This is a genomic window from Paucibacter sp. TC2R-5, assembly GCF_025717605.1.
Lineage (GTDB): Bacteria > Pseudomonadota > Gammaproteobacteria > Burkholderiales > Burkholderiaceae_C > Paucibacter_A > Paucibacter_A albus.
In genome coordinates this window covers 638,771-653,976 of the sequence record NZ_JAJIRQ010000001.1, presented here as the reverse complement: position 1 = coordinate 653,976, position 15,206 = coordinate 638,771, and the positions used below count along the sequence as shown (strand labels likewise).

The window sequence follows — 15,206 nt, the reverse complement described above, 5'->3', positions numbered from 1 at the left end:
TAGCCGATCGGTGTTTGCCCTAAAAATGCGGCCTGGGTGCAACACCTAGCTAAGGCTTCAGGGTAGACCCGGTTCAACTTGTAACAAAGTGTCTGTAGAACCTCGGACTTAGAACGGCGGTATAAATACCAATGTCAAAGAGCTGCCACAAAAGTGCAGCCGAGTTGTCGAGGGAAACAGATTTATGACTGCAGCATCTGCGCTGGGACAGGTGAGCGCCAAGGCGCCCCACCTGCCATCGCCAAGCCCTGTGAGGCCTGTTGAGTTGACGCGCCCGGACATTTCCGAACAGGTCTTGTCGGAGCGCTTCGCCTCGCTGAGCGAACGCATCACCACCCCCACCTTGATGGGGCTGGCGTTCAGCTTGATGCCGGTGCTGCTTTTTTGGCCTTACCTGCCGCATGCGGTCTTGCTGGCTTGGTTCGGTCTGAGGCTGCTGCTCAGCGGCCTGCGCTGCGCGGATGTCCTGCGCTTTCGGCGTTATTGGCAAAGTTGCCCTAGCACTCCAAGCTCCGCCGAGCTGGCGCCGTGGCGACGCCGCTTCACGGCCACCCTGGCCTTGGACTCCCTCAGCTGGGGCCTGGCCGGTTGGTTCTTTCACGCCGAAGCAGCGCCTGAACTGGAGGGCGTCATTCTGGCCTCGCTGGTGGCCATGGCCGGCATTGCCTTGCTCAATTTAGGAGGCCGCTGGCGCGCCAATCTCGTCTTCAGCAGCCTCGCCTTGGCCCCGCTTATCGCGCATCACCTGAGCCTGGGCAGCCAGTTAGGCGCCTTCACGGCGCTGGGCTTAATGGCCTTCATCGCCATCGGTTTGAATGAATCCCGCCGCGCCGACAAACGCAGCACCGAGTTGCTGCGCATGCGCTTGCTCACCGACCGACTGGCGCAAGAGCGCAAAGAGGCACTGCAATCGGCCGAGCAGTCCAGCACCAGCAAAAGCCGCTTCGTGGCCAATATGAGCCACGAAATTCGCACCCCGCTGAACGGCATTCTGGGCATGACGCAGTTGCTGGAACGCTCGGGCCTGGATCCGCAGCAACGCGAGCAGGTCGACATCATGCGCCGCTCGGGCCATCACCTCTTGGCGTTGGTGAATGACATCCTGGACCTCGCCCGCATCGAGTCCGGCAAGCTCGCCGTGGACGCAGGCCCGGTCAATGTGCGCGAGACGGTCGACGATGTTTGTCGCCTGCTGGGCGAAACCGCGCGCGACAAGGGCCTGGACTTCAAGCTCCACCTGAGCCCTACCCTGCCCCATTTCGCATTGGGTGACGCCTCGCGCATCAAGCAGGTGCTGCACAACTTGATCGGCAATGCGATCAAGTTCACCGACCGTGGCAGCGTTTCGATCGAGGTCGGCACGACCTTGGACATGCGCGCAGGCACCTTGCTGCGCTTTGCCGTGCGCGACACCGGCGAAGGCATTGCCGCCGACCAAATGGAGCGTGTATTTGCGCCCTTCGAGCAGGCCGAACAGGCCGAGGCTGCCCTGGGCCAAGCGCGCAAGCCGCGCCGCCAAGACGGCACCGGCCTGGGGCTGACGATTTCACGCGAGTTGGCGCGTGCCATGGGTGGCGACTTGCGTTGCAGCTCGGTACCTGGCCAAGGCTCCTTGTTTGAATTCACGCTGCCGCTGCAAGCCTGCGTGAGCGAAATCCCGCCGCTGAACAGCGCGCGCGGTGTCGTGCACCCCGCGCCCAAGCTGTCCGGCCGCGTGCTGCTGGTCGACGACAGCATGGTCAATGTGCTGGTCGCCACCGCCATGTTAGAGAGCTGTGGCCTGCAGGTCGAGCAAGCCGAAGACGGCCTGCAAGCCTTGGAGCGACTCGAAGCCGCCGCCTACGACCTCGTCCTGATGGACTGCCAAATGCCCAAGATGGACGGCTTCGAGGCCACACGTCGCTGGCGCGCCCATGAATGCCAGCTGTCGCTCGGCCATGTACCCATCGTCGCCTTGACGGCGAGTGCCGTGAACGGCGACCGCGATCGTTGCATCTCTGCCGGCATGGACGACTATCTGGTCAAGCCCTTCGAAATGGACGACTTGGTCGCCGTCGTGCAGCGGCATATTCAGGTGGCGGAGCTGGTCTGAATCGACCGAAACCGACCCCATTGCGCATGGCCGGCGAAGCCGACAACCCTGCAAAACAAAAGTCTGGTCACACCCTGTGGCTGCTGCTCAGCGTTTCGCTGATCAGCGCATTCATCATCGGCTGCGTGCTGCTGCTAGTCCGCCAATACCGAGGTGACGGCGCGAGTGCGGTGATCGAAAAGCCGACGGAGATCATCGCCGAGGCCATCACGCTGATGCGAGCCAAGGCACTCCAAGGTGAGCGCTCGGATTGGCCGGAAATTCAAAGCATGGCCAATCAGATCGCACACAACAATGGCGGAGAGCGTGAAGGCGACCTGGATACAGCCTTGCGCTACCTGGTGTCAAAGCTTGAGGACGGCCACTCCTCCTATCTGTCGCGAGCAGAAGTACAGGCCTTGCTTGCGCCTGCAACTGCCGCCCCGGGCACACCGGCGTCGATTGCTGATGCAGTGACCGTTCAGCGCTACGCCATGATTGCGACACATGGTTTCAGCAGCCTTGACCCTGCAACAGAGCTGGCCGCTGCCCAATATTTGAGGGCATTGCTGAATGAAAGCGTGGGCCGCAACAACTGTGGCTTGTTGATGGACCTCAGAACGAATTCAGGCGGCAATATGTACCCGATGCTGAGCGGTCTGCTGCCCCTGCTGCCTGAAGGCTTGATGCTGAGCTTCAAGTCGAGAGAAGGCGCTTCAAGCGCAGTCTCCCGCCGAGGCGGCGAGATCTGGGTGGAAGGCGAAAGAATCACCGCAGCGCTTGAGAGTGCCCCTTCGGCACCTGTCTTGCCGATTCATATCGCTGTATTGACCGGGCCGCAAACCGGCAGTTCGGGGGAAATGGTGGCGCTGGCCTTCAAAGGCCGCGCCAATACCCGCTTCTTCGGTCTGCCTACGGCCGGCGTCACCAGCGCCAACCAGCCCTTCCCACTCAGGCATGGCGGCATACTCAATTTAGCAACCTCGATGACCCTGGACCGAAGCGGCAAGCCGCACCCAGGTCCGATTCAACCGGATGAGCTGATCGAAGCCGCAGCCGCTCAAAAGAGCGCCGAGCAAGCAGCTGCGGCTTGGCTCGACAAAAGCTGCAAGTGAACGCTGCAAAATCGATTCGCGGTTTGGCTGCAAAGCGCTTGAGGCCTGAGCGCGGCCACACTCAGCCCAGTACTTCGCTTCCGGTCTATTCGCCCGACGGATAATCCGCGCCATGCATGTTTATCGCGGCTTCAACCACCCCGGCATCGCGCCCGCTTGCGCGCTGACCATAGGCAATTTCGACGGCGTCCACCGCGGGCATCAAGCCATGTTGGCCCTGCTCAAATCGGAGGCGCAGCACCGCGGCCTGCCCTCATGCGTGATGAGCTTCGAGCCGCATCCGCGCGACTTCTTTGCCGCCAAGCTGGGCCAACCTCATCTGGCGCCAGCGCGAATCGCCTCCTTGCGCGACAAGCTCAGCGAGTTGGAGCGCTGCGGCATTGACCAAGTGGTGGTGTTGCGCTTTGACGAACGCCTGGCCAGCTTGAGCGCACAAGACTTCATTCAACAGGTGTTGCTGCAAGGGCTAGGCGCCAAGTACATCCTGGTCGGCGACGATTTCCGCTTCGGCGCCAAGCGCCAAGGCGACTATGCGACCTTGGATGCGGCGGGCCGCGCCAAAGGCTTTGATGTCGCGCGAATGATGAGTTATGAGGTGCACGGTCTGCGCGTCAGCAGCTCGGCCGTACGAGAGGCGCTCAGCTGCGGCGATATGCCGGCGGCAGCCCGACTCTTGGGTCGCCCTTACTCGATCTCCGGCCATGTGGTGCACGGCAAAAAACTGGGCCGCAGCCTGGGGGAATCAGCCAAGGGCGCGGCCGACGGTTTTCGCACGCTGAATCTGCGCTTTACCCATGACAAGCCCGCCGCCCAGGGTATCTTTGCGGTGCGCGTGCAGGGCTTGGCCGAGCGTGCCCTGGACGGGGTCGCTTCGCTTGGCGTGCGCCCCACCATTGAAGACGCCGGCCGCGTGCTGTTGGAAGTGCATTGCCTGGACTGGCCGGCTCAGCTAGGCGCCAACGGGGCCTACGGTAAACTCGTGCGTGTGGAACTACTGCATAAACTTCGCGACGAGGCCCGCTACGACGGGCTGCCCGCCTTGACGGCCGCCATCCAGCAGGATGTGTCGGACGCCCGCGCCTTTTTGGCCACCCATGCTTTGACGCTGCGCCAGACCACCCGCGACCGAATTTGACGCTGCTGCTGCGGCCTTTTGAATCTCGCGCCGCTCGCCTCTAGATTCGCACCAAACGCTGTCTCGCACATGCGCCCTTCCTCCCTAGCTGCGGTTTCATGCATCAAGCGTGAAGTCAGCCAAAAAGTTTGAGTTCTGCCATCATGACCACCGACAAAAAAGACTACCGCGCCACGCTGAACCTGCCGGACACCCCTTTCCCGATGCGGGGCGATCTGCCCAAGCGCGAGCCGGGCTGGGTCAAGGCCTGGGAAGAGCAAGGCACTTACCAGCGCTTGCGCGAAGCCCGCGCCGGTGCACCCAAATTCGTCTTGCATGATGGGCCGCCCTACGCCAACGGCCAGATCCATATCGGCCACGCCGCCAATAAAATCCTGAAGGACATGATCGTCAAGGCGCGTCAGCTGGAAGGCTATGACGCCGCCTACATCCCCGGCTGGGACTGCCACGGCCTGCCGATCGAAAACCAGATCGAAAAGACCTTCGGTCGCGGTCTGCAGCGCGACGAGGTGCAGGCCAAGAGCCGCGCCTATGCCGGCGAGCAGATCGACGCGCAGCGCCAGGACTTCAAGCGCCTGGGCGTGTTGGGCGACTGGGCCAAGCCCTATCGCACCATGGATTTCAAGAACGAAGCCGGCGAGATCCGCGTGCTCAAACGCTTGTTCGAACGCGGCTTTGTGTATCGTGGTTTGAAACCGGTTTACTGGTGTTTTGACTGCGGATCCTCCTTGGCCGAGTTCGAGATCGAGTACCAAGACAAGCAAAGCCCGGCTGTGGACGTCGCCTTCCTGAGCGCCGAGCCGGCCAAGTTGGCCGCAGCGTTCGGCTTGAGCAAGCTGGACAAGGAAGCCTTCACCGTCATCTGGACCACCACGCCCTGGACCATCCCTGCCAATCAGGCGCTGAATCTGAACCCGGATCTGATCTACGCGCTGGTCGACACGCCGCGCGGTATCTTCATGATCGCCGAGGCGCTGGTCGAGAAGTGCCTGAGCCGCTGGCAACTCGAGGGCAGCGTGCTGGCGACCACGGTCGGCAAGAATCTGGCCGGTCTGAATTTCAAGCACCCGCTAGCCCATGTGGATGCAGGTTATGACCGCCTGAGCCCCGTCTATTTGGCCGATTACGCCACCGCCGATGACGGCACCGGCGTCGTCCACTCGGCGCCCGCCTACGGCCTGGATGACTTCCAGTCCTGCGTGGCGCACGGCATGGCCTTCAAGGACATCATCAACCCGGTGCAGGGAAATGGTGCTTACGAGGCCGAGCTGCCGCTTTTCGGCGGCATGCACATCTGGAAGGCCAACCCGGTCATCGCCCAAGCGCTGGAAGACGCCGGCCGCCTGCTCTCGCACGTCAAGATCACCCACAGCTACCCGCATTGCTGGCGCCACAAGACGCCGGTGATCTACCGCGCGGCGGCGCAGTGGTTTGTGCGCATGGACGAGGGCGAGGGTCTGTTCGCGACCGAGCACCCCGAAAAATCGCTGCGCCAAACCGCGCTGGAAGCGATTGACGCGACTAGTTTCTACCCCGAAAACGGCCGTGCCCGGCTACGCGACATGATCGCCGGCCGGCCTGACTGGTGCATCTCGCGCCAGCGTTCCTGGGGCGTGCCACTGCCGATCTTTTTGCACAAGGACAGCGGCCTGGCGCACCCGAACACGCTGGAGTTCATCGAGCGTGCGGCCGTCATCGTCGAGGCCGGTGGCGTCGAGGCCTGGGCCAAGCTGGACCCGGCCGAGTGGCTGGGTGCCGAAGCCGCCGAGTACAGCAAGGGCAGCGACATCCTGGACGTCTGGTTCGACTCCGGCTCGACCTTCCAGCATGTCTTGAAGGGCAGCCATCTGGGTGCCGCGCACGACAAGGGCCCCGAGGCCGATCTCTACTTGGAAGGCCATGACCAGCATCGCGGCTGGTTCCATTCCTCGCTGCTGATCGCCTGCGCGCTCTACGGCCGCGCGCCCTACAAGGGCTTGCTGACCCACGGCTTCGTCGTTGACGGCCAGGGTCGCAAGATGAGCAAGTCGGTCGGCAATGTGGTGGCACCGCAGACCGTCAGCGACAAGATGGGTGCCGAAATCATCCGCCTGTGGTGCGCATCCACCGACTATTCGGGCGACTTAGGCCTGGACGAAAAAATCCTCGCCCGCGTCGTCGACGCCTACCGCCGCATCCGCAACACGCTGCGCTTCTTGCTCGCCAACACCAGCGACTTCGACGCAGCCAAGGATGCCGTGCCGCTGGATCAGTTGCTGGAAGTAGATCGTTACGCGATGGCCCGGGCAGCCGAGTTGCAGGGCGAAATTCTGGCGCATTTCCAGCGCTATGAGTTCCATCCGGTGGTGGCCAAGCTGCAAGTCTATTGCTCGGAAGACCTCGGCGGCTTCTACCTCGACGTGCTGAAGGACAGGCTCTACACCACCGCCCCCGGCAGCCTGGCGCGGCGCTCGGCCCAGACCGTGCTGTGGCAGCTCAGCCATGCCATGCTGCGCTGGATGGCGCCTTTCCTGAGCTTCACGGCTGAAGAGGCCTGGGGTGTCTTTGAGGGAGGCCACGAAGGCAAGAGCATCTTCACCGAGACTTTCTGGAAGTTTGCGCCTGCCGATGCCGAGTTGCTGGCCAAGTGGAGCCGCATCCGCGAGATTCGCGAAGCGGTCAACCGCAGCATCGAAGATGTGCGCAAGGCCGGTGATGTCGGATCCTCGCTGCAGGCTGATGTGCTGGTGGGTGCGCCGGCGGCCGATCTGGCCCTGCTGCAGACCTTGGGCGACGATTTGAAGTTTGTCTTGATCACTTCGGCGGCTACTCTGACCGAAGCGGCCGAGTTGACGGTAACGGTTACCCCGTCGACGCAGCTGAAATGCGAGCGCTGCTGGCATTACCGCGCCGATGTGGGCTCAAACGCCGAGCATCCAACGATTTGCGGCCGTTGCGACAGCAATCTGCACGGCAGCGGCGAAACCCGCCTGGTGGCCTGAACCATGGCGAGCAAAGGCAAAAGCAGCGGCGGCAACAAGCTCGGGCTGTGGCTGGGCCTGGCCCTGATCGTGATCCTGCTGGACCAGTTCACCAAGGTCTTGATCCTGGGGAATTTCCAGTTAGGAGATAGCCGCTTCGTCACCAGCTTCTTCAATGTCGTGCGGGTCCACAACACCGGCGCGGCCTTCAGCTTTCTGGCCGGCGCCGGGGGCTGGCAGCGCTGGTTCTTTGTCGGCTTGGGCGCGGTCGCCACGATCTTCATCACCGTGATGCTGCGCCGCCACGGCCAACAGACGCTGTTCGCAACAGCGCTGAGCCTGATTCTGGGCGGCGCCATCGGCAATGTGATCGACCGCCTGCTGCACGGCTACGTGGTCGACTTCATCCAGGTGCACGCGGGCGGCTGGTACTTCCCGTCCTTCAATATCGCAGACAGCGCCATCACAGTCGGCGCGGTGCTGCTGATCTGGGATGAGATCCGGCGCGTGCGGCGCGGCTGAAACTTGAATTAGTTCGCCGCTCTGCTGGAAAGCCCGGTGGCGCGCCGGGCCAGCTGTGCACTACGCTGCGCGGATGATGCCCAACACGCCAGCAGAACCAGCGCCACTCGACAACTCCTTCAACATCCCACTGCGGACCTTGCGGCTGCGCGACCCCTTGTGCTGGCTGGCTGCGGGCTTGCGGGACTTTCGCCGCGCCCCCGCCATCGGCCTGTTCTACGGCCTGTGCTTCATGCTGATGGGTTGGGCGATTCTGGGCGTGTTTCAACATGCGCCGATTTACACCTTGGCCCTGTCCGCGGGCTTCTTGTTGATGGGACCCTTCATGTGCCTGGGCCTCTACCAAGTCAGCGCGCGACTGGAGAGGGGCGAGAAGCCGACCTTGCTCGACTCGCTGACCGCATGGCGGCGGCGCCTGTCGCAGATCGCCATCTTTGGCGGTGTGCTCTTGATTCTGGAGATGATCTGGGGGCGTGCAGCGCTGATTGTTTTTGCTGTTAGCTTTGACGGCATGCCCGATTTTGCCGGCTCGATCACCAAGCTTTTGGACCCCGAGAACCTCAGCTTCATCGTCGCTTACTTGGCGGTTGGTGGACTGTTCGCGGGTTTGATTTTTTCCATCAGCGTGATTGCAATGCCCATGCTTTTGGCCCGCCAGGCCGACGCGGTGACGGCCGGGCTGACGAGTTTGCGCCTGGTGCTTGCGCAGCCGGGCGTGATGCTGTTCTGGGGCTTTTTGATCACCAGCATCGTGGTGTTGGCACTTCTGCCGTGGTTTGCCGGGCTCTTGATCGCCGGGCCGGTGCTGGGACATGCAAGTTGGCACGCTTACCGCGCGGCCGTGATCGATTGAGCACTACTTGGGCGCGGGTCAGGACACAATGTGAGCCCCGCTCCTCCTCTTGTCCGGTCCCCTCTGAATCCCATGCTCGACTTTTCTTGTTTGACGCATTACGACTGGCTCGACGTGCCCATGTGGGTCTTCGACGCCGAGCGCCAGCGCAATCTTTGGGCCAATGCGGCCGCTCTGCGTTTTTGGCAGGCAGGCTCGGCCGAGAAATTTCTCTCCAGTGATTTTTCGGACACCAGTGTGGCCGTGCGTGAGCGTCTGGCCGTCACCGCGGCTGACCATGCGCAGGGCAAGATCGTGCGCGAGCAATGGACGCTCTACCCCAAGGGACAGCCGACCACCGTGATGCTGGTTTCGCGCGGCATCCTGACGCCGGATCGCCGCCAGGTGATGCTGTTCGCAGCCGACTCGCTGGCCAGTGGCGTCGACCTGAGTGCGCTGCGAGGCATCGAAGCGCTGCAACACACCTCTGTTCGCATTGCGGTGTTCAGTCTCAAAGACGGCAGTTGCTTGATGCGCAATCCGGCCGCAGCGCTGGCCTTCGCAAAGCCCGCGCTCGCCAAGCCTGCGCTGCAAAATGAATTGAACGCCGTCTTCGCCCATGCCGATGATGCCGCTCATGTGATCGCACAGGTACGCGCGGGTCAGAGCGTCAAGGCGGATTTCGAGCTACGCACGAGTGCCGGCCTATGCTGGCATGGCATCAACGCCAGCCCGATGCGCGACCCCGCCACTGGCGAGCCGGTCCTGCTCTTGAATGCCCGCGATATCGCCGACTTGAAAGCCAGTCAGGCGGCACTCGAGACCGCACGCGAAGCCGCTGAAGCGGCCAGTCAGGCCAAGAGCAGCTTCTTGGCCAATATGAGCCACGAAATTCGCACCCCGATGAATGGCGTACTCGGACTGACCGAGTTGGTGCTTTTGACAGAATTGACCGACAAGCAGCGCAAGTTCATCGAGTTGGCCCACAACTCCGCCAAGGGCTTGATGGTCATCATCAACGACTTGCTTGACGTGGCCAAGATCGAGGCCGGCCGGGTGCAGATAGATCAGGCGCCCTTCTCCCTGCACGATTGCTTGCGTGAGGCCCTGCACCCCTTGCTGCTGCAGGCGCATGAAAAAGGCATACAGCTGCACGCCCGCGTCCAACCTGGCGTGCCTCAACGCGCCTTGGGTGACGCGCTCAGGCTGCGCCAGGTGCTGGTCAATCTGGTTGGCAATGCACTCAAGTTCACCGAAAAAGGTGAGGTTCGGCTGGAAGTGCAGATCGTAGAGTTCGAACCCAGCGAGGCAGCAGGCCATCAAGCGCCGCCGGGCGTACTCAGGCTTCGCTTCAGCGTGCACGACACCGGCATCGGCATGACCAAGGACCAAATCGCGCAGATCTTTGAGCCCTTCACCCAAGCGGACGGCAGCATCACACGTCGCTATGGCGGGACTGGCTTGGGCCTGACCATCGTGCAGCGACTAGTCAACCTGATGGGCGGGCGCATCCTGGTGGAGAGCCAGCCCGGCACCGGCTCTTGCTTCAGCTTTGAAGTCGCTTTGCAGTTGGAACCCAGGCCGGCCTCTCCGGCGGGCTCCTGAGGCGCACGGCTTTGCGCCTCAGCCCCCGCTTGGCATTGATGCTGACACTGCCCCCCTTGATGTGGGCAGGCAACGCGGTCGTTGGCCGCTTGATGGTGGGGAGCGTGCCACCCTTGGCTTTGAACGCCATGCGCTGGGCCTTGGCCGCCCTGCTCTTGCTGCCGCTGGCTTGGCGGATTTTGGCAAGGCCAGCGCCGCTCTTGCTGCATTGGCGCTATCTGGCCCTGACCGGCTTTCTCGGCATGGGTTGCTACAACGCCTTGCAGTACCAGGCGCTGCGCAGTTCTACCCCGCTCAACGTCACCTTGATTGCCGCCAGCATGCCGGTCTGGATGCTGGCCGTGGGTGCGGTGCTGTTTAGCGTTAGGCCGAAGCGGCCGCAATTGATCGGCGCGGTCTTGTCGCTCGCCGGCGTGGCCTGTGTGATTGCGCGTGGCCAATTCGCCACCTTGGCGGCGGTGCAATTCGTCAGCGGCGATTTGCTGATGCTGTTGGCGGTTTTCAGCTGGGCCATTTACAGCTGGCTGCTGGCGCGCCCGCCGGCAACGATGCAAGGAGCCGCCAAACCCGACTGGAATTGGGCCGAGCTCTTGCTGGCGCAAGTTCTCTTTGGTCTTTTGTTTGCGGGCAGCATGGCGGGGCTGGAGCAGCTCAGCACGCCGGCGCCGATTCACTGGGGGCCAAGCCTTGCCTTGGCGCTGGCCTTTGTGGCGATAGGCCCGTCCCTGATTGCCTACCGTTGCTGGGCCCAGGGCGTCGCCGAAGCCGGGCCGGCCGTGGCAGCATTTTTCAACAACCTAACGCCGGTGTTCGCCGGGCTGCTGTCGGCAGCGCTGTTGGGCGAATGGCCACATTGGTACCACGGCCTCGCCTTTGCCTTGATCGTGAGTGGAATCTGGGTGTCGGCGAAGGGCCAACAAGGTTGAATTAGGTACGAAGCCCATAGCCCGTGAAACTCCCGAAGTTTTTCGCGGGCTGAAATGAGAAAAGGCCCGCTAGAAACTAGCGGGCCTTACTCAATTTCATCTTGGCGGAGTCGGAGAGATTCGAACTCTCGATGCAGGTTTTGCCCACATACTCCCTTAGCAGGGGAGCACCTTCGGCCACTCGGTCACGACTCCAGCACAGCCTTGAATTCTATACTAAGAATTCAAGGCTGAGAAGACTTATGTAGGAATTTGTTCCAATTCAAACGCGCGGTGCAAGGCACGCACGGCCAACTCCATGTACTTCTCGTCGATAACGACGCTGGTCTTGATTTCGCTGGTGGAGATCATCTGGATATTGATGCCCTCTTCGCTCAAGGCACGGAACATTTTGGATGCCACGCCCACATGCGAGCGCATGCCGATGCCGACGATAGAAACCTTGCAGATGCGCGCATCGCCGACCACCTTGGCCGCCTGTGTCGCAGGCCCAACCGTCTTCTCCAGCAACTCCATCGTGCGCGCGTAATCGTTGCGGTGAACGGTGAAGCTGAAGTCGGTCTTGCCGTCATGCGAGACGTTTTGGATGATGACGTCGATGTCGATATTCGCGTCGGCCACCGGGCCCAGAATCTGGAAGGCGATACCTGGCTTGTCGGGCACGCCTAGCAAGGTCACCTTGGCCTCATCTCGGTTGAAGGCAATGCCGGATACGACGGCTTGTTCCATTTTCTCGTCCTCTTCAAAACTGATCAAAGTGCCAGACTTGGCTTCTTCTTCGATGGAAATGTCCCAGGGTGTGAAGCTGGACAACACGCGCAGCGGCACCCGGTACTTGCCGGCAAATTCAACCGAGCGGATCTGCAAGATTTTGGAGCCCAAGGAGGCCATCTCCAGCATCTCTTCGAAACTGATGGTGTGCAAGCGCCTGGCCTCCGGCACGATGCGCGGATCGGTCGTGTAGACACCGTCCACATCGGTGTAGATCAGGCATTCAGCCGCCTTCAAGGCCGCCGCAATCGCGACCGCCGAGGTATCTGAGCCACCGCGACCCAGGGTCGTGATGTTCTTGTCTTCGTCCACGCCTTGGAAGCCGGCAATGACAACCACCTTGCCTGCCGCCAGATCGGCTCGCACACGGGTGTCGTCAATGCTCTCGATGCGCGCCTTGGTGAAGCTGGAGTCGGTCGCGACCGGCACTTGCCAGCCGGTATAACTGACCGCTTCGACGCCTTCGGCCTGCAAGGCAATCGCCAGCAAACCGACCGACACCTGCTCGCCAGTGGCGGCAATCATGTCAAGCTCGCGGTTCAGCTCTGGGCTGCCGACGGCGGGTGACAACTCCTTGGCAAGCCCGAGCAAGCGATTCGTTTCGCCGCTCATCGCCGAAGGCACGACCACCATCTGGTGGCCGGCGCGCGCCCATTTGGCAACGCGCTTGGCGACATTGCGGATGCGTTCGGCCGAACCCATCGAGGTGCCGCCATATTTGTGAACAATCAATGCCATAGCTTTGTATTTTTCGCGGAGGGGTCGAAAGGCCCTGTCGGGTCGAAATAAGTAAGAAAGAATCGAAAAGCGCCGCGGTCGCCGGCGCCAATTCTACTGTTGCATTGCAGCAATATGACATTCAATCGGGTTACATCGCTCCCAAGCACCAGACTTTTACAAACAAATCATTCAGGCTCTACCCGCCAAGCCAAGCTGACTTGAGGCAGGCCCTCAGCTGCCGTGAAGCGGGCATTCAGACCGAGCCCAGGCACAAAAAGCAAGTCCTCACCCAGGAACAGCAAGGGGCCCCGCCGGCACCAAGCCGGCACAGCCTGTTCTTGATAAACCTTCTTCAGACTGCGCAGCACGCCTTTGGGCTTGAGTTGGAACTGCTCGCCGCCACTACGGGCTCGCTGAGTCAGCTGCGTCAATTGGGATAACTCGATACCGCCAGACCCCACCCGCTCGACCAGCCACGCGCCACCCCATGCCGGCACGGGATGAACACCGACACTGGATAAGTCGATCTCCTGCGGCGCCAATTTTGGGTCAGCGCGTAAGCCGACATCGGCTTTCACCAGCCATTGCAGCTCCCCCCTGTAGAGCCGCAGCTCACCACCGCCACAGTGCCAAGTCCCGGTACTGCTCACCGGCAACTCAAGCAGCAGGCGTTGTACCAAACTGGCCGAAGCCGGCCGCCCCAATTGCGCTGCCAACCAGGCACGTAAGGCGTTACTGGCGCGGGCTGGCGACAGGGCCAGCAAGCCCTCGACGGCCAAACCCGTTTCACTTGCCAAGCTGGCCAAGGCCACCAAGTCTGCGCTTGCGATTTCCTGCTGCAAAGCCAAAGCCTGTTGAGCCCAGGTCGCCGCCTGAGCCAGGCTCGTTTGAGCATGAGGGAAGGCCTGCGCCAAGGCCGGCCAGACCGACAAGCGCAGCCGATTGCGAGCAAAGCGGGGGTCGCTATTGCTATCGTCTTCAAGGTAAACCAGACCATGCGCCAGCACATAAGACTCGATGGCCTCGCGCGGCCGGTTCAGCCATGGCCTCGCCCAGCAGATGCCGTCGCGCCATTGCTGCGACGGCATAGCGGCCAAACCCGCCACGCCTGCACCACGAAGTGCTTGCAGCAGCAAAGTTTCGGCTTGATCGCGCTGGTGATGCGCAAGCAGGACCAAATCGGCGCCCTCCTGCTTGGCCATCGCAGTCAAAGCGGCATAGCGCTGCTCACGCGCCCAGGCCTCGATGCTTTGTGCTGCCGTAGGGCTGTCTGCAAGCCTCGTTGACAAAAATCGGACCGGCAGACCCGCTGCCGACCAGCTTTCGCATTGCTGCTGACAAGCCTTCAGCCAATCATCAGCATAGGCGCTGAGCCCATGATGCACATGCAGCGCGAGCACCTGCAGATTCGCGCCGGCCTCGTTGAGGCTTTTGGCCTGCAGCGCCGTTGCATGCAGCAAGGCGGTGGAGTCTCGGCCGCCGCTGTACGCGACGGCAACAAGACCTGATTCAGCGGGTCTTGGTGTCGCCAAACCGACCATAGGATTGCAGGCGATCGTAACGACGATCCAGCAACTCCTTGGGCTTGAGATCACTCACCTGACGCAAGGCATCGCCAAGTGCGCGCTTCAGATTCGACGCCATCTGCTTGTTATCGCGGTGCGCGCCACCAACCGGCTCGTTGACGATCTTGTCGATCAAGCCCATGGCCTTGAGACGATGGGCGGTGATGCCCAAAGCGCTGGCGGCCTCGGAAGCGCGGTCCGCCGACTTCCACAAAATCGACGCACAGCCTTCCGGCGAAATCACCGAATAGGCCGAGAACTGCAACATCAGCACCTGGTCGGCCACGCCGATGGCCAAGGCACCGCCGGAGCCGCCTTCGCCGATCACGGTCGCAATGATGGGCACTTCCAACTGGGCCATCTCGAAGATATTGCGGCCGATCGCTTCCGACTGGCTACGTTCCTCTGCGCCAATGCCGGGATAGGCACCCATGGTGTCAATCATCGTGAAGACCGGCAGGCCGAACTTCTCGGCCAGCTTCATCAGACGCAAGGCCTTGCGATAGCCTTCGGGGCGCGGCATGCCGAAATTGCGCAGCGCCCGCTCTTTGGAGTCTGCACCACGCTGATGGCCCACCACCATGCAAGCTTGGCCATTGAAGCGGGCCAAGCCGCCCACAATCGCGGCGTCATCGGCAAAGTGGCGGTCACCGTGGAGTTCTTGAAACTCGGTGAAGACTTCATTGCAATAGTCGAGAGTCTGCGGGCGCTGCGGGTGGCGGGCGATTTGGTAGACCTGCCAAGGCGCCACACTGGCGTAAACATCCTTGGTGAGCTGCATGCTCTTCTTGCTGAGTCGGTCGATTTCTTCGGAGATATCGACCGCTGACTCGCTTTGCACGTAGCGCAGCTCTTCGATTTTGGTTTCGAGTTCAGCGATGGGCTGTTCGAAGTCTAGAAAATGTTTCTTGCTCATCCTGCGAATCTTTTCAGTGAGGAAGGTCCTATGCCGGGCCGCCCATTTTAAGGGCTGCCCGAGAACGG

General features: G+C 61.8%; 11 protein-coding genes and 1 tRNA gene. 8 read left to right on the top strand and 4 right to left on the bottom strand.

Annotated elements, in window-relative coordinates:
* Positions 1–184 precede the first annotated feature (184 nt).
* From LNV08_RS02755 to LNV08_RS02720, 8 genes are all read left to right on the top strand, one after another.
* Entirely contained in the window at positions 185–2,092 is a 1,908-nt protein-coding gene (locus tag LNV08_RS02755; protein ID WP_263532110.1) for a response regulator, read from the top strand.
* A 26-nt stretch (positions 2,093–2,118) separates the two neighbouring features.
* Positions 2,119–3,186 (top strand): S41 family peptidase, encoded by a 1,068-nt coding sequence (locus tag LNV08_RS02750; RefSeq protein WP_263532109.1) that lies wholly within the window; start codon positions 2,119–2,121, stop codon positions 3,184–3,186.
* A 112-nt stretch (positions 3,187–3,298) separates the two neighbouring features.
* Positions 3,299–4,321: a bifunctional riboflavin kinase/FAD synthetase gene (locus tag LNV08_RS02745; protein ID WP_263532108.1), complete on the top strand. Its 1,023-nt coding sequence runs from the start codon at positions 3,299–3,301 to the stop codon at positions 4,319–4,321.
* 143 nt (positions 4,322–4,464) lie between these two features.
* Positions 4,465–7,302 (top strand): isoleucine--tRNA ligase, encoded by a 2,838-nt coding sequence (ileS, locus tag LNV08_RS02740; protein WP_263532107.1) that lies wholly within the window; start codon positions 4,465–4,467, stop codon positions 7,300–7,302.
* 3 nt (positions 7,303–7,305) lie between these two features.
* On the top strand, positions 7,306–7,803 hold the full coding sequence (gene lspA, locus LNV08_RS02735; protein WP_263532106.1) for a signal peptidase II: 498 nt from the start codon (positions 7,306–7,308) through the stop codon (positions 7,801–7,803).
* A gap of 73 nt (positions 7,804–7,876) precedes the next feature.
* Positions 7,877–8,656: a DUF2189 domain-containing protein gene (locus tag LNV08_RS02730; RefSeq protein WP_263532105.1), complete on the top strand. Its 780-nt coding sequence runs from the start codon at positions 7,877–7,879 to the stop codon at positions 8,654–8,656.
* Between the two features lie 72 nt (positions 8,657–8,728).
* Entirely contained in the window at positions 8,729–10,240 is a 1,512-nt protein-coding gene (locus LNV08_RS02725; RefSeq protein WP_263532104.1) for an ATP-binding protein, read from the top strand.
* A gap of 38 nt (positions 10,241–10,278) precedes the next feature.
* On the top strand, positions 10,279–11,166 hold the full coding sequence (locus LNV08_RS02720) for a DMT family transporter (protein WP_263532103.1): 888 nt from the start codon (positions 10,279–10,281) through the stop codon (positions 11,164–11,166).
* Between the two features lie 102 nt (positions 11,167–11,268).
* Here the strand turns inward: LNV08_RS02720 and LNV08_RS02715 are convergent.
* From LNV08_RS02715 to LNV08_RS02700, 4 genes are all read right to left on the bottom strand, one after another.
* Positions 11,269–11,361: transfer RNA gene (locus LNV08_RS02715), tRNA-Ser, on the bottom strand.
* A 45-nt stretch (positions 11,362–11,406) separates the two neighbouring features.
* The gene (locus LNV08_RS02710; protein WP_263532102.1) at positions 11,407–12,675 is read right to left on the bottom strand and encodes an aspartate kinase; all 1,269 of its coding nucleotides are present in this window, start codon (positions 12,673–12,675) and stop codon (positions 11,407–11,409) included.
* A 167-nt stretch (positions 12,676–12,842) separates the two neighbouring features.
* A complete protein-coding gene (gene tilS / locus LNV08_RS02705; protein WP_263532101.1) occupies positions 12,843–14,198 on the bottom strand; it encodes a tRNA lysidine(34) synthetase TilS in 1,356 nt (451 codons plus the stop codon).
* Positions 14,167–15,138, bottom strand: coding sequence for an acetyl-CoA carboxylase carboxyltransferase subunit alpha (locus LNV08_RS02700; protein ID WP_263532100.1), 972 nt, complete (start codon positions 15,136–15,138; stop codon positions 14,167–14,169). The genes tilS and LNV08_RS02700 overlap by 32 nt, the downstream gene beginning before the upstream one ends.
* Positions 15,139–15,206: the final 68 nt, after the last annotated feature.